We start from the raw sequence: 18,446 nt of genomic DNA on the forward strand, positions 1-18,446 counted from the left end.
GGGCAATCGTTCACGCGCTCGCTCCCCTTAACGCCTGGATTCCCGCCCCCGATCAGGGTCGCGGGCTTGCCATGTCCGGAACACATGTGAGAGAACGAGGGCCGGAGGAAACGATCATGAGCGACCGCATCATCTCGGCCGACGGCCATATGGACCTCTTCTACCTCGACGAGGACACGTTCCGGTCGCGCGCGCCGGCCAACATGAAGGACCGGGTGCCCAACGTGCGCATGGTGGAGGACAAGCCCACCTGGGTCGGCGACGGCGCCCACATGGGCGGGCACCGGGCGTGGATGGGACGGCAACCCATGACCAACCATCGGGGACGGAGGATGCGCGAGGCCGGCTGGGAACCCACGCACCCGTCGGACCCGAAGCTGCGGGCCAAAGACCTGGACATCGACCAGATCGCGGCCGAGGTCATCTACGGCATCCGCTTCGTCGAGGACAGCATCAAGGACCCGGACGTCATCACCGCCACCTACCGGGCCTACAACGACTTCATCGCCGAGTTCTGCGAGTACGACCCGAACCGCTTCATCGGCATCGCCGACATTCCCGCCCATTCCGCCGACGCCGCGGCCGCGGAGATCCGCCGCATCGGCAAGAATGGGCTCGGGCTCAAGGGCGCTCTGTTCGACTTTTTCAACGGCCCCGCGCCCATCTGGCACGAGATGTGGGAGCCCATGTGGGCCGCCGCCGAGGAGGAGGAAGTGGCGCTGTCCTTCCATATCGGCGCGGGCCACGGCACGACCACGGTGGGGCCCCAAAGCGCGGAGGAGAAGCTCAGGGGGGACATCCCGAAGGTTTCCCGGGAGGCGCATGTCGCGGTGGTGGCGATGCAGGCCGACGAATGTCTCGTGTCGATCCTCCTGTGCGGCACCCTCGAGCGCCATCCCGCCCTCAAGGTGGTGATGGCCGAGAGCCACATCGGCTGGATCCCCTACGTGCTGGAGCGGCTGGACACCAAGTTCCGCGAAGGCGAATACGAAGGGATGATCAACACACCGCCCAGCGCGCTGTTCCGACGCCAGATGTGGGCGACCTTCCAGGACGACAAGGTCGGCGCGCAACTGGCGGAGGAATACGCCCCGGAAAACTTCTGCTGGGCTTCGGACTACCCCCACCGGGACGGGATCTGGCCCGACTCCCAGGAGTTCATCCAGCAAACCATGGGCGGGTTGAGCGACAAGATGCGCCAGCGCCTTACCGCCGACAACGTGACGCGGCTGTACAACATCCAGTAGGCGACGGGTTGCGTCAGTCCCGCGGAACAGACTGGGTCAACACGTTGCCGGGACAAGAAGAGCCACCAACGCCCCGAATCGTCATTCCCGCGGAAGCGGGAAGGTGGATTCCCGCTTCCGCGGGAATGACGATTCGGGGCGTTGGTGGCTCTTCCATGGTCGGGCGGGGTTTTGACACAGCCTGGGAAGGCGGAATCCAGGGGTGGTGGAGTGGCGGCTACAGGATCCTGATTTTGCCGCGGTTGTAGACCGCCACGGACGCGCTTGACGCGTGGCTGTCGGGGTACTCCTCGGCGTCGAGACTCCACACCATGGTGTCCCGCAGGCGCCCCTCGGCGTCTGTCTTGTTGCCGTAGAGCGTGGCGCGGTGGACGTAGCCGAGCTTGTCGGCCACTCGCGCGCTGGGCCTGTTGCGCGGGTCGCAGCGGATCTCGAGCCGCTCGACACGGTTGACCTCGAAGGCCACCCGCGTGAGCGCGGCGGCGGACTCGGTGGCCAGCCCCTTGTTGGCGTGGGCGCGGCCGATCCAGTAGCCGATCTCGCGCGCGTCCTTGCTCTCGCGGGTGTGCAGGCCGGTGCCGCCGATGATGCGCAGGCCGTCCGGGGCGAAGATGCCGTAGACGAATTCCCGCCGCGAGAGGAAGTCGTCCCGGAAGTGCCGCAGCCGTTCCGTCTTCATCTCCAGCGACTCCGGTTCCTGCTGCGCCCAGTCCATCCACGGGCGCAGGTATTCCAGGTTTTCGTTGATCTCCCGCTGCAACAGGTTGGCGTCCGTCGGATGCCAGCAGCGGAGGATCAGACGCGGCGTGTGGATGCTGTATGCCAGTCCCGGAGAATGAGCCATGGGCCGAGTCGCCGCCGGGTGGAGGCGCCCCGACCCGAAGCTCTTCCCCTCGTTCCCGGAGCGCGGAGTCCCGCTACTTCTTGGGCGCAAAGGTCTTCTTGATGGTAGCCAGCAGCTCGGGCTGCAGACCGGCGACGCCGGCCACGAGCTTGTCCACGTCCTCCCCGGAGACCGGAGTGATGGGGAACCTGGACTTCTTGGCTTCCGCCAGAAGCTCGGGATCCTTCATGGCCGCGTCGAACGCGCGCCGCAGCACCATCAGCCGGTCCTTGGGAGTTCCCGGAGGCAGCGAGTACGGCCGGTTGAGAGCGCCGCCGATGTCGCGGATCACGATGTTCATCACCTGCCGTCCCACGTCGGACTTGATCACGTCGTTGGTGACGGGAATGCCGGCGAGCTCCGAGTGGGGCTCGTCCACGAACTGTGCCAGCACGCGCACGTCACCGCTGGCGAGCTGCGAGGCCCAAGGGTTCTTGAGCCCTTCCCAGCTCGCGCACACGCCCGCGACCTCGCCCTTCTCCGCGGCCACCCGCACCGGCGCCGTGCCGCCGTAGCCCTCGATGAGCCTCATGGGCAGGTCCGTGTGGGCGATGAGGATGCGCGGGATGTCCCACAAGGTAGAGCCCGGCTGGCTGCCGCCGAACTTGACCGGCTGTTTGGCGGCGCGCCACGTGGCCATGTCGGTCACGCCGCTCGTCTTGTGCGTCATGCATACGTTGGTGATCCGTACGGGCGCGCCGACCCAGCCCATCTTGGCCGCGTCGAATCGAACCTTCTTGTTGCCCAGGTACTGCTGCAGGATCAGCCCGCCGACCCAATGACCGATGGTAAGACCGTCGGGCTTGGCCTTGGCGTACATGAAGTTGGCGGTGATGAGGCCGCCGGCCCCCGGCCGGTTCTGCACGACGACCGTGGGATTGCCCGGAATGTGCCGCGGCAAGTGGCGCGCCAGAAGGCGCGAGTACGCGTCGAAGCCGCCGCCGGGCGAATAGCCGACCATGATGCGCACGGTCTTGCCCGCGTAGAAATTGTCCGCGGCATGGGCCGCGATCCCGGACAGGGCCAGAGCCAAGAGCACGGCGAACGTTGAGAGCACGATCTTCCTGGTCATGAGGGCCTCCCGTGTCGTCTGGTGGTTGAACGGATGGGGCTACGCTTTTTCCCTTATAACACTTCAAACCCGCGCCGCCACCCAGTCGTGCATGAACGGGAAGATCTCGGCGTGGTTGTCGTAGGAGCAGTGGACGGCGCCGGGCTCGCCCGTGCGGAGGAAGCGCAGCTCCTTCTCGCACCGGGCCTCCTCGTAGGTCTGATGGGCGCAGCGGGGGTCGGTGATGATGTCGTCCTCGCCGTGGAGGATGAGCAGCGGGCATTCGACCTTCTCGATGCTGCCGGCGAGGGTGAACCGGCTCAGGCGGCGGCGCACCTCGTCTTCGCTGTCCGATCCGGTGATCCAGCGGAACTGTCCCCGCAGCGGCTCGTAGTACTCGTAGATGTCGCGGTAGCAGTCGTAGGGGCCGAAGTGGGAAACGCAGCACCGGACGCGCTTCTCGTAGGCGGCGGCGCGGGTGACGTAGTAGCCGCCCATGCTCATGCCCATGAGGGCGACGCGGTTCATGTCGACGTCGCCGCGGACTTCGAGGTAGTCCACCATGGCCGTGATCGGCCGCTCGAAGTCGGGGATGGCCAGGCTGTTGCGCAGCCGGAGCATGCCGCCGCGTCCGGGACCGTCGACGATGAGCAGGGCGAGGCCGCGCTTGGCCGCCTCTGGGCCGCCGACGAAGTAGACCTCCTCGGCGGTGGAGTCGGCGCCGCCGGTGAAGATCAGCACGGGGGGCTTCTCACCGGCCGAGGCCGGGGCGTGGAAGAAGTAGCCGGGCATGGCGGTGTCCTCGTAGGGCACCTCCACGCGCTCGATGCCGGGCGACAGCGCCGCGGCCGCCTGGAAGCTGTCGGCGGACTTGCGGTAGGTGGGGACCTTTCGGTCGTCGGTGAAGGGCAGCAGGAATTCGGCCACCCGGTAGTAGTTGGAGGCCCGGAGGAAGGCCTTGATGGCGCTCTCGGGATGGCCGGCGGCTTGTTGTTCGCGGCCGTGGGCGGCGACCCGTTCAGCGGTCTCGAGCCACTCGGCGTGCCAGCTCTCGACGTCGCCCGGCTTGATGCGCTGCGTGGTGCGGTGGATATCGTTGAACTCGCCGCCGCCGTAGTAGCTCTCGGCCAGCAGCCGGATGCACGCGAAGGACCAGCTTCGGTTCCCCGGGAAGAATTCGAACATGGCCCCTCGCGTCGTTCCGGCGCCGCGGTTTCAGACTAGCGGCAAACGCCTATTGATAAAGCTTCTGAATGCGCGCCTTCCACTGCGCACCGTTCTTGCTCACCTCGCGCGCGATGATCTGCGGCGCCGGGTCGAAGAACTTGACGCCCGTCAATTCCTTCTTGAGGGCGTCCAGCGGCTCCACGGTCTTGTCGGCGACGAGCAGGCCTTCATCCCTGAAGATGTTCTGGCCCTCGGTGCTCACCAGGAAATCGACGAACAGCTTGGCCGCGTTGGGATGGGGCGCGTTCTTGTGGATCGCCGCCATGTTGGGCCACCAGATGGCCGGCTCCCGGAAGGTGGAGTAACCGAGGTCGGGATAACTCCGCCCGAACGTGTAAGGCGTGTAGGGCAACGTGAAGATACCCAGCGAGAACTCCTTGAGTCCTACCGCCGCGTGGAGCTGGCCCCACTTGGGCTCGTACCGTGCGACGTTGGCCTTGAACTTGGTCCAGTAGTCGGCCCACTTTTCCTCGTTCTCGCCGAACCAAGCGTAGAAGGAAGCGATGTGCACGAGATAGTTGGAGCCCAGCCATGGCGTTCGGGAGATGATCTTCCCCTTGTACTCGGGCTTGATCAGATCCTGGATGCTCCGTGGCGCCTTGTCCGGCGGCACCAGGCTCTTGTTGTAGGAGGCTCCCACCACGTGGTTGAAGAGCGGGATCTGGTTCCACTCCTTCGGGAGCGGCTCCATGACGTGGGCCACTCTCTCGTACCCCGCGGGCTTGTAGGGCTGGGTCCAGTGGTTGAGCCCGCTCAGCGGACCGGGCGAGGTGGCGAAGACGTCGATGGCGAATATGCCCGCTTGCGATTCCTGGCTCACCTTGCGGAGAATGTCCGGCGCGCCGACGTAGGTCCCCTCCACCGTGATGCCGTACTTCTTCTCGAAGGTTTGGGCGGCCTTCTTGTAGCTGGAGAAGATGATGACCCGCAGCTTGCCTTCCTTCTTGGCCGCGGCCACCAGTTCGGCGCTTGAAGCCAGCGCCATGCCGGAAAAGCACAGGGCCGCGCCTAATGAGAATGCCAACGCCTTTGCAATCAAGCTTCGCATGGAAACCTCCCTTTGCTCGGTCGGGGACCGTGTTGTGCGGCTCACCCTATAGAGCTATGGATTGAGCGTCAAGACCTTGACACTCACGACACAAACGCCGTCGACAGGTCCACCCTCCCCTCCAGGCGCCCGGTCTCGACGAGCATCTCCATGGTGGCTTCGGCCTCCTTGCGCTCGGTGTCGGTGAAGGTGAACTCGATCTTGGGGTAGCCGGCGGAGGCGAGAATGTCCTGCTTGTCGCCGCCGTATTTGGCGATGAACTTGTCGGCGACCTCTTCGAGGTGGGCGTCGCTGTAGGCGATGGACTTGCGGCAGGCGTCGAGGATCTGGCCGGCGAACTCGGGGTGCTCCCGCAGCAGGTCCTCGCGGGTGGCGAGCATGTGCTTGATGATCTCCGGCAGGCCGTGGAGACCGCGCCAAGCGTCGCCGTCGGTGTAGAGGCAGCGCACGTCGGGGTCCTTCTCGCCGTGCCAGAAGACCTGGTCGATGAGAGTCACGGCGTCGGCCTTGCGCTCCTTGAGGATGTCCAGGAGCTCCTCCTGGGGATGGGACTCCCAGCGGATGGTGGAGTCGTCCACCTTGTAGTGCTTGCGCAGGAGGAAGCAGTGCATGGCGTGGGGGTCGGAGTGGTGGCTGGCGATAAGCCGGCCTTCCAGGTCCTTGGGTGTCTGCACGGGGCCGTCCTTGAGCACGAAGACGCCGTTGCCCTTGGCGGTGGACTTCCACTCGGTGGACAGCCCGACGATGGGGGCGCCGCCGAGCTTGCGCTTCAAGAAGTTGGGAAGATAGACGTTGGCGAACGCCACCTCGCCCCGGATCAGCACCTCTTCCAGCTCGTGGCTCGGCGGGTCGGCCACCTCGATGACCTTCAGGTCGAAGCCCTCGGGCCTCACGATGCCCTCCGCCAGGGCATAGTAGGTGCGGAACATGCAAAAGCGGTTGCGGTAGTGTGCGAGTGTCAACTCCATGGGAACTCCCCCGCCGGGGCGCGCTCACGCGCATCCGGCTTCAACGGAAGCGGGCGGCCCGCGCATGACGCGCGGCCGCCCGCCCCTGCCTTGTGCGCCGCGGATCAGTCCAGGCCGAGCTCCGCGCGAGTCTTGCTGCAGATGTCCAGCGCCGCCAGCGCGTAAACGCTGCTGCAACGCTCCATGTTCCTGATGCCGACGCCGCGCCGGGTGCCGGATGGCCGGTCCCATTCGGCGCCGGTCTCCTGCTCGTCCGGGTCCACCAGGTGGGTGCCGAAGCCGGCGCCGTAGGTGATCACCGACACGCCGTACTGGTTGATGCGCGAGCCGTCGCTGGTGATGCCGTAGCGCACCGGCTCCGAGAACTCCATGGCGCTGCCGTTGACCTCCTGGTGGGCGCCGCCCATGGCCTGGACCACGTAGTCGGTCTCGGGAATCTCGTAGCCGCCGGTGGTGAGGTAGAGCTTCACCCGGGTGTCGATGTCCCCCTCTTTCGCCGCGACGGCGCCGGCGACCTTCTCCAGCTCCCGCTGGATCTTCATGGTGCCCACGTCGGGCAGTGTCTTGACGATGACGTAGATCTTGCACACCGGGTTGGTGCCGGGCTTGAACGGGTTGCCGCCATCGATGGCGCCGATCTGCACGGTGGGCAGCATGAACGGGTGTGGGAACATCTTCTGGTAGTCCTTCTCCCACTCCTGGATCGCCTTGCACACCTCGAACGCCTTCATGACGAAGGTCTTGGCCGGCCCCTCCACGGTCACCTCGGCCCACACCAAGCCTGCGTTGCCGATCTGCATGCGCAGGCCGGTGGGCTCGCCGATGATGCACATGTCGGCGGTGACGCCGTGGTCCATGAGATAGCGCGCGCCCACGCCCGCGCCGCGGTAGCTCTTGCCGTAGTAGCGGTTGACCTGCGCCTTCTCGATCTCGCCCACCACGCCCGAGATGACGACGTCGCCCTTGAGCTCCACACCGGCCTTGACGAGCATGTCCACCGCGGTGATGTAGCAGGGGAACGCGCACTTCATGTTGACAAGGCCGCGGCCGTAGACCCGGTCCTCGGTCACCCGGGTGGGCTCGGGGTTGTCGAAGTGGTCCATGTGGCCGTTGAACATCAGCGTCGGCCCGCCACCCGACCCGCGCAGCGTGCCGATGACGTTTTTCCGTCCCTCCTCCACCTCCTGGTACTCCACCTCCATGCCCAAGCGCTCGAACTCGCGTCCCAGGTATTCCGCCACCGGCGTTTCCTCGCCGGTGATGGTGACGATGTCGGCGAGATCCCGTGTCATCTCCACCAAGTGTGCGCGGTCGAGCTGTGCTAGAACTTGCTTGCTATCCATGTAATCGAACCTCCTCAGTCTTTCTCGTGTTTTAAGGACGCCGAATTGATGCAATACCTTAGGTACGTCGGCGCCGGACCATCATCGAAAACATGCCCCAGATGGGCATCACAAACGCCACACAAGACCTCCACCCGGCGCATGCCGAAGGAACGGTCTTCGTTCGTGGCGACGTTCTCCTCGTTCACCGGCGCCCAGAAGCTCGGCCACCCGGTGCCCGAGTCGAACTTGGCAGCGGCATCGAACAGGTCCGTGCCGCAGCACACGCAACGGTACATGCCGGGCTCCTTGGAGCCGTTATACTTGCCGGTGAACGGCCTCTCGGTGGCCTGCTTGCGCGTCACCAGGAACTCCTCATCGCTGAGCTGCTGGCGCCACTCCTCGTCGGTCTTGACGACTTTGTCTTTCATGGAACGGGGTCCTCCGGGGATATCCTTACCGCGGTCTAAGCTTCCTGTGGTCTAAACATATAGGGAAACTCTGATCAACTGGAACCGCCCTTCGACCTCGTTTCGCCACGCCTGTTCCGAGCCGGTCGAACGGCTCAGAGCGAACGGACCGCTCGCGGCCCGGTACTCATCCGCCATGGGCGCAACGAGGTGAAGTCGAAGAGCGCCATCGCTCCGGGCAATGATCCCAGGTTCCCGATCAGCGCACGAAGAACAGCGCCGTGCCTACCACGATGCCCAATGCGCCGACGGTCACCTTCCAGTTGACCGACTCATGGGCCTGGAGGAAGAGCCAGGAAATCAGCAGCACGAACAGCGGCCGCGACTGCGCGACCGGCTGCACCACCACCACGGGCGCATACTTGAGCGCGAAATAGCCGCAGGTGGTGCCGATGGCGGACACCAGCCCCACGAGCCAGATGTAGCGCCAGTGCCGCGGCGTCCAGTCCGCCACGCTGCGCAGCGGCCGGTTGGAGATGGCGGGCAGGAAGCTCGGCAACGCGATCAGGCTGGCGTAGAAGTTGGCCCCCAGGGGCGACGAGAACTCGTGCACCACCAGCCGGGTGAGGGCCGCGGACAGCGCCATGGCGAGCGCGCTGCCCAGGGCGAAGGCCATGCCGCCGATGTAACGGGTCCAAGCTTGGGAGACGCCGCCCTGGGCGCGGCTCATGGCCACCACCACGCACCCGGCCACCACCAGCAGCGCGCCGGCCGTCAAGAAATACGTCAGATTCTCCCCCAGGAAGACCACGCCCAGGAACATGGCGAAGAACACGTTGGTGGCGCTGAAGCTGCTGGAACGCGCGGCGCCGATGTACTTGATGGCGGTGAACAGCGTGGTGCGCCCGATGGTGATGCGCAGGATCCCGGCCAAGCCGATGACGAACAGCGGCCAGCCCCACCCCGGGAACCCCGCGTGCAGGTCGCCGTTCAGGAGCGCGGCGCCGGTCAACACAACCAGACCGGTAAACGCGGTGGCCGCCGTCCCCAGCACGGGATCGATGCCGTGGGTAGCCATGCGGCCGAAGACGTCCCGCAACGCCAGGAAGAACGCGGTACCCAACGCATAGACGAGGGCGATGTCCATGGACGTTAGATGTAGCACGCCGGATGAGATTCGTAACCAACCCTTCCGTCATGCCCGTCTCCCCCCTCTCCGTCATTCCCGTCTCCCCTTTCCGTCGTTCCGGCTTCTCCCTTTCCGTCATTCCCGCGAAAGCGGGAATCCAGGCGGGGCGAGGAGGGGAGCACGCCTGTTCGCCCCGCCCCACCCCTGGATTCCCGCTTTCGCGGGAATGACGGAGAGGGGGGAAGCGGGCATGACGGACAGGGGAAGCGGGAATGACGGAGAGGAGAGGGGGACCCGGGAACGACGGAAAGGGGGAAGCGGGAACGACGATAGTGTGTTATACCGCACCCAACTTCAACGGGGCGACGGGACGGGAGCGCACATGAACTTCGAGGGCACCATTACGGTAGAACATCCCAGGGACGCGGTGTGGGACTTCGTGCTGGACATCGATAAATTCTCGGGCTGCATGCCGGGCCTGGACTCCATCGACAAGGTCAACGACACCACCTTCGACGGCGTCATCAGCGCCAAGGTAGGGCCCATGTCGGGCAAGTTCAGCTTCCGCTCCACCATTACCGACAGCAACCCCAAGGAATCCCTCACCGTGCGCATCGACGGCAACGACTCCGTGACCAAGAGCACGGTGGTGGCCGGGGTGGACGCGAGCATGGAGGAGCCGCGGGAGAACTGCACCGAGCTCCGGTACAAGGCACGGGTGGACATCAATGGACGCTTGGCCATCGTCGGCGACATGATTTTGCGCGCCACCACCTCGCTCATCCTGGAAGAGTTCCGCAAGCGTCTGACCAAGGCGCTGGACGATGAGGCCGCCAAGGCCTGACACACACACACGCCGCGCAAGGAAAGGGTTGATCTCATGGCCGAACACTACGACGTCATCATCATCGGCGGCGGCTCCGCGGGCTGTGCGGCGGCCAGCCGCCTGTCCGAGGACTCCGGGCGCAAGGTGCTGCTGCTGGAGGCGGGGCCGGACCCGCGTCCCATCCCGGAGATGGTGGCCGAGTCCAAGAACCAGGTACGGCTCCTGATGGAGACCGACTACCTCGCCATGTACCCGAGCCCGCGGGACCTGGACGGCAGCATCTGCTACAAGCTCGCCGGCCGGATCATGGGCGGCGGCTCGTCGGTTAACGTCATGGCCGCGCCCCGGCCCATGAAGGCCGACATGGACAACTGGGCGGCCGCCGGCAACCCGGACTGGTCGTGGGACAAGGTGCTGCCGGTGCTGAAGCGCCTGGAGTCCGACCAGGACTTCCCGGACAGCCCGATCCACGGCAACTCCGGCCCCCTGTACGTGAAGCGCCCCTTCACCTTCGACACCACGGACGCCGCCGATCCGGTGCAGGCGTTCATTGAGGCCGGCCAGCAAAAGGGGCTGGCGCGCCTGGAGGACACCAACATCCCCGACCCCGAGGGCATCGGCCACCCGCCGTTCAGCATCAAGGACGGCAAGCGGCAGTCCACGGTGGTGGCCTACCTCGACCCGGCCCGCGGCCGCGCCAACCTCATCATCGAAGCCGAGGCCGAAGTGATGGGTCTGGACATTTCCGGCAACCGGGTCACGGGCGTGCGCTACGAAAAGGACGGCCGCCAGGAGACCGCCACCGGCAACCACGTGGTGGTGAGCGCGGGGGTCTACCACTCGGCCCCGCTGCTGATGCTGTCGGGAGTCGGACGCGCCGCGGACCTGCAAAAGCTCGGCATCCAGGTGGTCAAGGACCTGCCCGGCGTGGGCCAAAATTACCAGGACCACGCGGTGGTCTACATGACCTTCGCGTGCAAGGAGAATTTCGACGCGGACTGGATCATCCCGCGCATCCGCTACATCTACAAGAGCCACGCCGACCGCGACTGCGCCAACTTTCACATCGCGCTGCGGCCGCCCACGCAGGTGGAAGGCATCCAGACCACCATCCCGCTTTCAGCGGCGTTGCTGGAGCAGATGAACCGCGGCCAGATGTACCTCCAGAGCGCCAACCCCAAGGACCTGCCCGTCATCGAGTCCAAGATGCTCGAAGACCAGCGCGACATCGACGCCATGACCACGGCCATGGGATTCATCAAGGAGATCGCCGAGACCCCGGCCATGCGGGAGATCTACGGCGAGCTGGTAACCCCCACCCCCAGCGAGGACTGGGCGCAATTCGCCCGCGCCACCTACGACAGCTACCACCACGGCGTCGGCACCTGCCTCATGGGCCCGGCGTCCAACAGCGAGACGGTGGTGGGTGAGAACCTCCAGGTGCACGGCATGGACAACCTGTGGGTGGCCGACGCCTCCATCATGCCCACGGTGGTGCACGCCAACACCAACGTCACCTCCATCATGATCGGCGAGCGGCTGTCGGATTTCGTGAAGGCCGCCGGAGGGTGACAGAGGGCGACCGCCGGTCGCCCCTACGGGAAACTGCGGCGGGACCGCAGCGGATTCCGGTGCTGCGGCGAAACAGCGGCGGGATGGCAGACCGCAACGGATTCCGGTGTAGGGGCGACCCGCCGTCACCCCGCGCGAAACTGCGGCGGAACGGCAGACCGCAACGGATTCCGGTGTAGGGGCGACCCGCGGTCGCCCCTGCCGGGAACCCCGCGCCGCACGGCTTCTGTCAGTCCCGCGTAAGCCTGCGGTAGCGCACCCGGTGGGGCTGGTCGGCTTCCTTGCCGAGACGTCTGCGCCGGTCCTCCTCGTAGTCGCTGTAGTTGCCCTCGAACCAGACCACCTGACTGTCACCCTCGAAGGCGAGGATGTGGGTGGCGATGCGGTCCAGGAACCAGCGGTCGTGGCTCACCACGACGCAGGAGCCGGCGAACTCCACGAGTCCGTCCTCCAGGGCGCGCATGGTGTTGACGTCGAGGTCGTTGGTGGGCTCGTCCAGCAGGAGCAGGTTGGCCTCTTCCTTGAGCATCCGCGCCAGGTGAACACGGTTGCGCTCACCGCCCGACAGGTCCCGGACCTTCTTCTGCTGGTCCTGGCCCGAGAAGTTGAACCGCCCCACGTAGGCGCGGGAATTGACCTCGCGTTTTCCCAGCAGGATCTGGTCCTGCCCGTCCGAGATCGCCTCCCACACCGTGTGCTCGTCGTTCAGGGTGCGGCTCTGGTCCACGTAGCCCACCCGGACGGTCTCGCCCATGCGGAACGAGCCCGACTGGCACTCGACGCCGCCGGTGACGATGCGCAGCAGCGTGGTCTTGCCCGAGCCGTTGGGGCCGATGACGCCGACGATGGCGCCCGGCGGCATGATGAGACTCAGGTCCTCGAACAGGAGCCGGTCCCCGAACCCGTGGGTGAGCCCCTCCGCCTGAAGCACCATGTCCCCCAGGCGCGGCCCCGGCGGGATGTAGATCTCCAGGTCTTCCTGCGCGCTCTCCTGCTCCTGCCCGAGAAGCTGCTCGTAGCGCGTGAGCCGGGCCCTGCCCTTGGCCTGCCGCGCGCGGGGCGACATGCGGATCCACTCCAGCTCCCGCTCCAGGGTCTTGCGGTGCCGCGACAGCGACCTCTCCGCCTGCGCGAGCCGGGCCTGTTTCTGCTCCAGCCACGAAGAGTAGTTGCCCTCGAAGGGAATGCCGTGGCCCCGGTCGAGTTCCAGAATCCAGCCGGCGACGTTGTCCAGGAAGTAGCGGTCGTGGGTCACGGCGATGACCGTGCCCTTGTAGCGCGCCAGATGCTGCTCCAGCCACTGCACCGATTCCGCGTCCAGGTGGTTGGTGGGCTCGTCCAGCAACAGGATGTCCGGCTCCTGAATCAGCAGGCGGCACAGGGCGACACGCCGGCGCTCGCCGCCGGAGAGCACGTCGACCTTCGCCTCGGGCGGCGGGCAGCGGAGCGCGTCCATGGCCACTTCCAACTGGCTCTCCAGCTCCCAGCCGTTGCCCGCCTCGATCTCGTCCTGTAGCTTGGCCTGCTGCTCGAGCAGGGCATCCATCTCGTCCGCGCCCAGGTCCTCCCCGAACCGTGCGCTGACGGTCTCGTATTCCGCCATAAGCTCCAGCATCCGGGAGCAGCCCTCTTCCACCACCTCCTTGACCGTCTTGTCCGCATCCATCCGCGGCTCCTGCTCCAGAAGACCGACGGAGTATCCCTTGGAAAACGTGATCTCCCCAAGATACTCCTGTTCGACCCCCGCGATGATCCGCAGCAGCGTACTCTTGCCCGCGCCGTTGAGGCCGAGGACCCCGATCTTGGCGCCGTAGAAGAACGACAGGTAGATGTCCTTGAGCACCTGCCGCTTGGGCGGATGGACCTTGCCCACCCCGATCAGCGAGAAAATCACCTGACGATCATCGTTGCTCATGAGCCCTCCGTTGCCGGTTTGTAAACCACGCCCGTCAACCCTACTATACAAATCGTCCCCGCGGGTCGGAACCCTCTGTGCTCCGTCATTCCCCGCGGACTCCCCGAATCGTCATCCCCGGGGAAGCGGCCGTGTCAAAACCACGCTGAAACGGGGAATGGCGCTGACGCTCCGAAGAGTCATTCCCGCGAAGGCGAGTGTGTCAAAACACCAGTTGGATGAGAACGGGCACCCAACGCCCCGAAGAGTCATTCCCGCGGAAGCGGGAATCCAGGCGGGGTGAGGCGGGGAATACGCCCGGATTGCTCCTCCCCACCCATGGATTCCCGCTTCCGCGGGAATGACGGGAAGGGGCGTCGGCACCATTTCGTATCCACGCGAAGTCTTGACACAGACTGGGAAGCGGCAATAACGTTCGGTGCCGAGCCGCAACATGATCACCCACCCGCTACCGCCGCAAGCGTTCGCGCGCATGGACGAGTCACCGGACGAGGAGTTCTACGAAGAACCCCGGCTGGTGACCCACATCGACGACCGCGCCATCGCCGCGGTCACCCGGCTCTACCGGGAAACGCTGCCCGCAGGCGGCGCGGTCCTCGACCTCATGAGCAGTTGGATCAGCCACCTGCCCCCGGAGATGACCTTTGGTAGAGTCGTGGGGCTGGGGATGAACGAGCGGGAGCTTCAGGCCAATCCCCGCCTCACCGCCTACACCCTGCACAACCTCAACGACCGCCCCACCCTGCCCTACGCCGACGGCGAGTTCGACGCCGCGTGCATCTGCGTGTCCGTGGACTATCTGGTCAAACCGGTCGCGGTAATCCGCGACATCGGACGCGTGGTGACCCCCGGCGGGCCGCTCGTCATCACCTTCTCCAACCGCTGCTTCCCCACCAAGGCCGTCGCCATATGGCACCATCTCAGCGGACAGGGACAACAGCAGCTCGTGGAGTCCTACCTCACCGAGGCCGGCAACTGGGAGCACGTGCGGTCGGCCACGCCCATCGCAGAGGGCGCCGGCGCAGACCCGCTGTACGCCGTCCTGGGAAACCGCGCATGAACCCGCCGGTTGAGCGGAAGCAGGACCGAACCCACGGGAAGCCCGCCCTTCGACTTCGCTTGTCCTGAGCCTTGTCGAAGGACTGAGGACGAACGGTTGGGGCTATTTCGCTGCCATTCGTTCGTAGCGTCTTTTCACCGTTCGTCCTGAGCGTAGCGGAACGCCAGCGGAGCGAAATCGAAGGGCGCTCAAGTCACGCCGCGTCCAGATGGAAGAAGCGCACGGCGTTGCCGGCGAGCATCAACTCCCGCTCGTCGTCGGGCACGCCGGCGAGCTGTTGCTCCATGATCTCCAGGGAACGGGGCCAGTGGGTGACGATGTGGGGGAAGTCCGTGGACCACATGATCTTGTCCACGCCCACGTGGTGGCGCAGGTCCACGCCGATGGGGTCGTCGAAGAAGCCCCACAGGGCGTGCTCCTTGAGGTACTCGCTGGGGAGCCGGTCCAGGCGTTTGAGCCCCAGCAGCCGTTCGGCCCATGGGGCGCTGACCTTATAGGCCTGGTCCATCTGCTGGTAGAAGTACGGGATCCAGCCGATGTTGTTCTCCGCCCAGTAGATGCGCAGCTTGGGGAAGCGGTCGAAGACGCCGGCGAGCACGAGCTGCGCGGCCTCCACGGCGCCGCAGTGATAGATGCCGTGACGGGCAATACGCTGGAGGAAGTCGGGCGGACGTTCCTCCCCTTGCGGCTCTCTCGGGTACTTCAGGTGATAGACGTCGCGCCCGCGCGTCCGTTGCGGGAACGAGGTGTGGATGGTGAGGGGCATGTCCAGGTCCAGCGCCGCCGCCCAGAAGCGGTCATCCTCGGGCGTGGGATGGCCCTTGCCGCTGGGATAGGTATGCAGCCGCACCGTTTTGAAGCCCTTCTCGGCGCAGCGTGTCATCTCGGCGATGTCCTCGTCGACCCCGATGTTGGGCAGCACGGCCACGCCGAGAAGCCGGTCCGGCGCCGCCGCGCAGAAATCCTCGATGAAGTAGTCGTTGAAGGCGCGCACGATGGCCAGAAACGCGTCCTTGTCCCGGATGGCGGTGTTGCGCGCCTCGGTGGCGTAGAGCACCTCGGCATCGATGCCGTCGGCGTCCTGCTCCTTGAGCCGCTCCTCGCCCGTGCCCGCGCCACGGGCGCCGTCGAAGTCGAGGCCCACGGGACTGAACTCTTCGGGCGACTTGCCCGCGAACTGGTTGGTGCCGCTGTACTCGATGGGCTTGCCTTCCTCGACGATGGCGTCCATGCCGTTGGACAGCTTGATGCGCCGAGGAGCCCGGTCACGGTATTTCGCCGGAACCCGGGGGGTCCACATGTCCGGGGGCGATTCGAAGTGGCTGTCCGCCGAAATGTAACGATACTGCCGCGCCATGAACGATCCTCCGCGTCGATTGAAGCCGTCAGCGCGGCGTCTGCAACCACCGCTCCGGTTCCAGCCCCGGCCGGTCGGGATACTTGGCGGCGATCTCCCGCACCTTCGGATGGCTGGCGGCGGCCGGGCGCCCGTCCTTGTAGATGTAGTTGTCCCCTACCCTGAGAGTGCCGCCGCGCATCTCGCCGGAGATGTGCATGAGGTACGGGAAGGTCTTGGTGGTGCGGCTGTTGCCCATGTGGAAGTGGAAGCTGCTCCAGTGGTGGTGCTCGACGAAGTGCCGGTAGGGCGTGTTCGGACACTGGTGCGGCTCCAGGATGGCGGACGGATGCACGCCGCCGTGGAAGCCGCGCACCTCGTACGCCTTCTCCCCCAGGTACTTGGACATGAACTTGTAGAAGCGGGTGAGGGTATCGGCTTCTTCCCCGCCCTCGAACTTGCGCATGTAGCCGCCTTCGATGTGCACCCGCACCGGCTCCTTGAAGGGACAGGGCACACCGATGTGCCGGCCCCAGATGACGCCGATCTCGTCGATGATGCCGAGGCCCTCGGCCGCGCTCGACCGGATGGAGGGGAAGACCCCTTCGGGGAACGGGCGGTACAGGCCCACGGTGCGGTAGTCGGCGTAGTGCTCCGCGCCCAAGGGCTTCTCGACAATGCCCTCGATGTAGGAGCCGTTGGGATGCTCCATCACCCACTTGGCGCCGGGGGTCACCAGGGCCGCGGTCTGGATGCGGATCTCGGAGACCAGCTCGTACGGGGTGAGCCCCCAGTTGCTGGCCAGCAGCGGCGCCGTGGTGGCCATGTTGCGCGCCAGCGGGATGTCGCGCTCCTCCAGGATCTCCGGGATCTCCCGCAGCTCTTCCTCGTAGGTGAAGTCGACGCCGTAGCTGATGAGCACGTCGGCTCCCTGGATGGCGTTGCGCACCACCTTGGGCACGCGCCACGCCTTGCCCGGGTCGGCGCCGTCGCCCCAGAGCACGGTGGGCCGCACGGGCGTGTCGGTCCACAGCACGTAGGGGTCGGCACCGCGCTGCTGCACCGCGGCCTGCACCCACGCCACCGCGTCCTCGTCCACGAGGTTGAGGCCGCCGTAGTTGCCGTCGTGCACGGCGAGGATCAGCACCTGCATGCCGGGCTGCACGTTGGCGCAGTTGTCCACGAGATCGTTGACCGCGATGGCGGCCTGTCTGGGAATCAATGAAGCCATGAGAAGGACCTCCCGGCGAGAGTGAGTTGCGTGAACATCCGAAGCTTCAGCACGTATACATCCGGCCGCGAAACCCTGTCAACGCGGCCTCGTGGCACCCCCTCCCTCGGCCCGCGGGCTCGTATTGACACCCCCAGGGCGAGTTGATAGCGTGGCGGCCGAGCGAGACGGTTTTCGCCCCGGCCTTCGCCGGTGACCCGCTCGCATCCCCCGCCCGCCCCAAGAAGGGAGAAACCATGATCCAAGCAAGCGACATCCACGGCGTGATGGCCATGATGCCGTCCTTCACAACCGACGACGCCGACTCGCCGCGCGCGAAGGACACGATCAACGTGCCGGAGCTGGAGCGCAGCGTCGACCAGGCGGTGCGCGACGGCATCAACGTGCTCACCACCACCGGCACCTTCGGCGAGTGCCACACTCTCCTGTGGGACGAGTTCGCGACCCTCACCGAGGCCACCGTCGCCACCGTGAACAGGCGCATTCCCGTGGTCATCGGCTGCACGAGCCTGAACACGCGCGAAGTGCTGATCAAGATGGACCATGCCGCCAAGGCCGGGGCTGACGCGGTGCTCGTGGGCGTGCCCTTCTACTTCAAGTCGAGCGTGCCCAACGCCGTGCAGTTCTACTTCGACCTGGCGGACGAGCATCCCGAGCTGGGCATCTTCATCTACCACAACCCGCGCAACCACCACATCCACATTCCGGTGCCGGCGTTCAAGGAGCTGGTCAGCCGGCCCAACATCGTCGGCATGAAGGACAGCCACCGCACCCCCATGCAGTTCATGCAGCTCATGGACATCGTGCGCGGCAAGATCAGCGTCATGACCAACCAGAACCAGATGTTCCCCTACATGACCATGGGGGCCGCCGGATGCTGGTCCATCAACGCGTGGATGGGCCCTTCGCCGGTGATCCGGGCCTACCAGGCAGGCCGCGAGGGCCGCTGGGACGAGGTCAAGGAGATCTGCATGGCCATGGCGCGGGTGGGCGGAAAGGATCCGAGCCTGACCGATCCAGTGGAAGGCAAGATCTCCATCAACGAAGCCGGTTACTGCTACGCCGGGCCGGGCAGACCGCCCTTCCGGGTCACCACGGACGAGACCCGGGCGGAGGCCAAGGCCATCGCCCAGCGCTGGCGCAAGCTGTGCGAGACCTACCCGCTGCAAGCCGAGGCCGCGGCCTGAGGCGCGCGGGACGAGTTCGTCGGGATCACGCGCA

At 65.9% G+C, this 18,446-nt stretch carries 16 protein-coding genes; 5 read left to right on the top strand and 11 right to left on the bottom strand.

Going from position 1 to position 18,446, the window contains the following annotated elements; genetic code table 11:
• Positions 1-116 precede the first annotated feature (116 nt).
• Positions 117-1,247, top strand: a complete 1,131-nt coding sequence (locus OXF11_06565; protein MCY4486765.1) for an amidohydrolase family protein — start codon at positions 117-119, stop codon at positions 1,245-1,247.
• A gap of 217 nt (positions 1,248-1,464) precedes the next feature.
• Here OXF11_06565 and OXF11_06570 read toward each other — a convergent pair whose 3' ends face one another.
• From OXF11_06570 to OXF11_06605, 8 genes are all read right to left on the bottom strand, one after another.
• Positions 1,465-2,091 carry a GNAT family protein gene (locus tag OXF11_06570; GenBank protein MCY4486766.1) on the bottom strand — a complete coding sequence of 209 codons (627 nt, stop codon included), beginning with the start codon at positions 2,089-2,091 and terminating at the stop codon, positions 1,465-1,467.
• A gap of 73 nt (positions 2,092-2,164) precedes the next feature.
• The gene (locus OXF11_06575; protein ID MCY4486767.1) at positions 2,165-3,202 is read right to left on the bottom strand and encodes a tripartite tricarboxylate transporter substrate-binding protein; all 1,038 of its coding nucleotides are present in this window, start codon (positions 3,200-3,202) and stop codon (positions 2,165-2,167) included.
• A 63-nt stretch (positions 3,203-3,265) separates the two neighbouring features.
• On the bottom strand, positions 3,266-4,366 hold the full coding sequence (locus OXF11_06580) for a prolyl oligopeptidase family serine peptidase (GenBank protein MCY4486768.1): 1,101 nt from the start codon (positions 4,364-4,366) through the stop codon (positions 3,266-3,268).
• Between the two features lie 49 nt (positions 4,367-4,415).
• Entirely contained in the window at positions 4,416-5,456 is a 1,041-nt protein-coding gene (locus OXF11_06585) for an extracellular solute-binding protein (protein MCY4486769.1), read from the bottom strand.
• A gap of 83 nt (positions 5,457-5,539) precedes the next feature.
• Positions 5,540-6,424 (bottom strand): ABC transporter substrate-binding protein, encoded by an 885-nt coding sequence (locus tag OXF11_06590; protein ID MCY4486770.1) that lies wholly within the window; start codon positions 6,422-6,424, stop codon positions 5,540-5,542.
• Between the two features lie 104 nt (positions 6,425-6,528).
• Positions 6,529-7,767, bottom strand: a complete 1,239-nt coding sequence (locus OXF11_06595) for a M20/M25/M40 family metallo-hydrolase (GenBank protein MCY4486771.1) — start codon at positions 7,765-7,767, stop codon at positions 6,529-6,531.
• Positions 7,768-7,781: 14 nt separating this feature from the next.
• Positions 7,782-8,177: a peptide-methionine (R)-S-oxide reductase MsrB gene (gene msrB, locus OXF11_06600; GenBank protein MCY4486772.1), complete on the bottom strand. Its 396-nt coding sequence runs from the start codon at positions 8,175-8,177 to the stop codon at positions 7,782-7,784.
• Positions 8,178-8,415: 238 nt separating this feature from the next.
• Positions 8,416-9,321, bottom strand: a complete 906-nt coding sequence (locus tag OXF11_06605) for an EamA family transporter (protein ID MCY4486773.1) — start codon at positions 9,319-9,321, stop codon at positions 8,416-8,418.
• A 346-nt stretch (positions 9,322-9,667) separates the two neighbouring features.
• Between OXF11_06605 and OXF11_06610 the strand changes: the two genes are divergently transcribed.
• The gene (locus OXF11_06610) at positions 9,668-10,129 is read left to right on the top strand and encodes an SRPBCC domain-containing protein (GenBank protein ID MCY4486774.1); all 462 of its coding nucleotides are present in this window, start codon (positions 9,668-9,670) and stop codon (positions 10,127-10,129) included.
• A 36-nt stretch (positions 10,130-10,165) separates the two neighbouring features.
• The gene (locus OXF11_06615; GenBank protein MCY4486775.1) at positions 10,166-11,683 is read left to right on the top strand and encodes an FAD-dependent oxidoreductase; all 1,518 of its coding nucleotides are present in this window, start codon (positions 10,166-10,168) and stop codon (positions 11,681-11,683) included.
• A 229-nt stretch (positions 11,684-11,912) separates the two neighbouring features.
• Here the strand turns inward: OXF11_06615 and ettA are convergent, their stop codons facing one another.
• Positions 11,913-13,598: an energy-dependent translational throttle protein EttA gene (ettA, locus tag OXF11_06620; GenBank protein MCY4486776.1), complete on the bottom strand. Its 1,686-nt coding sequence runs from the start codon at positions 13,596-13,598 to the stop codon at positions 11,913-11,915.
• Positions 13,599-14,031: 433 nt separating this feature from the next.
• On the opposite strand from ettA, the gene OXF11_06625 reads away from it, so the two are divergent.
• Positions 14,032-14,658 (top strand): methyltransferase domain-containing protein, encoded by a 627-nt coding sequence (locus OXF11_06625; protein MCY4486777.1) that lies wholly within the window; start codon positions 14,032-14,034, stop codon positions 14,656-14,658.
• 193 nt (positions 14,659-14,851) lie between these two features.
• Here the strand turns inward: OXF11_06625 and OXF11_06630 are convergent, their stop codons facing one another.
• Together OXF11_06630 and OXF11_06635 are read right to left on the bottom strand one after the other, a co-directional pair.
• Complete coding sequence (locus tag OXF11_06630) at positions 14,852-16,015, bottom strand: amidohydrolase family protein (protein MCY4486778.1); 1,164 nt, start codon at positions 16,013-16,015, stop codon at positions 14,852-14,854.
• A gap of 28 nt (positions 16,016-16,043) precedes the next feature.
• Entirely contained in the window at positions 16,044-17,225 is a 1,182-nt protein-coding gene (locus OXF11_06635) for a hypothetical protein (GenBank protein ID MCY4486779.1), read from the bottom strand.
• 236 nt (positions 17,226-17,461) lie between these two features.
• Between OXF11_06635 and OXF11_06640 the strand changes: the two genes are divergently transcribed.
• Positions 17,462-18,412: a dihydrodipicolinate synthase family protein gene (locus OXF11_06640; protein ID MCY4486780.1), complete on the top strand. Its 951-nt coding sequence runs from the start codon at positions 17,462-17,464 to the stop codon at positions 18,410-18,412.
• Positions 18,413-18,446: the final 34 nt, after the last annotated feature.

Source organism: Deltaproteobacteria bacterium (genome assembly GCA_026712905.1).
GTDB lineage: Bacteria > Desulfobacterota > Binatia > UBA9968 > JAJDTQ01 > JAJDTQ01.

Excerpts from the sequence above, each read along its gene's own strand:
- OXF11_06565 (MCY4486765.1), top strand. The coding sequence starts at position 117 with ATGAGCGACCGCATCATCTCGGCCGACGGCCATATGGACCTCTTCTAC.
- OXF11_06570 (MCY4486766.1), bottom strand. The coding sequence starts at position 2,091 with ATGGCTCATTCTCCGGGACTGGCATACAGCATCCACACGCCGCGTCTG.
- OXF11_06575 (MCY4486767.1), bottom strand. The coding sequence starts at position 3,202 with ATGACCAGGAAGATCGTGCTCTCAACGTTCGCCGTGCTCTTGGCTCTG.
- OXF11_06580 (MCY4486768.1), bottom strand. The coding sequence starts at position 4,366 with ATGTTCGAATTCTTCCCGGGGAACCGAAGCTGGTCCTTCGCGTGCATC.
- OXF11_06585 (MCY4486769.1), bottom strand. The coding sequence starts at position 5,456 with ATGCGAAGCTTGATTGCAAAGGCGTTGGCATTCTCATTAGGCGCGGCC.
- OXF11_06590 (MCY4486770.1), bottom strand. The coding sequence starts at position 6,424 with ATGGAGTTGACACTCGCACACTACCGCAACCGCTTTTGCATGTTCCGC.
- OXF11_06595 (MCY4486771.1), bottom strand. The coding sequence starts at position 7,767 with ATGGATAGCAAGCAAGTTCTAGCACAGCTCGACCGCGCACACTTGGTG.
- msrB (MCY4486772.1), bottom strand. The coding sequence starts at position 8,177 with ATGAAAGACAAAGTCGTCAAGACCGACGAGGAGTGGCGCCAGCAGCTC.
- OXF11_06610 (MCY4486774.1), top strand. The coding sequence starts at position 9,668 with ATGAACTTCGAGGGCACCATTACGGTAGAACATCCCAGGGACGCGGTG.
- OXF11_06615 (MCY4486775.1), top strand. The coding sequence starts at position 10,166 with ATGGCCGAACACTACGACGTCATCATCATCGGCGGCGGCTCCGCGGGC.
- ettA (MCY4486776.1), bottom strand. The coding sequence starts at position 13,598 with ATGAGCAACGATGATCGTCAGGTGATTTTCTCGCTGATCGGGGTGGGC.
- OXF11_06625 (MCY4486777.1), top strand. The coding sequence starts at position 14,032 with ATGATCACCCACCCGCTACCGCCGCAAGCGTTCGCGCGCATGGACGAG.
- OXF11_06630 (MCY4486778.1), bottom strand. The coding sequence starts at position 16,015 with ATGGCGCGGCAGTATCGTTACATTTCGGCGGACAGCCACTTCGAATCG.
- OXF11_06635 (MCY4486779.1), bottom strand. The coding sequence starts at position 17,225 with ATGGCTTCATTGATTCCCAGACAGGCCGCCATCGCGGTCAACGATCTC.
- OXF11_06640 (MCY4486780.1), top strand. The coding sequence starts at position 17,462 with ATGATCCAAGCAAGCGACATCCACGGCGTGATGGCCATGATGCCGTCC.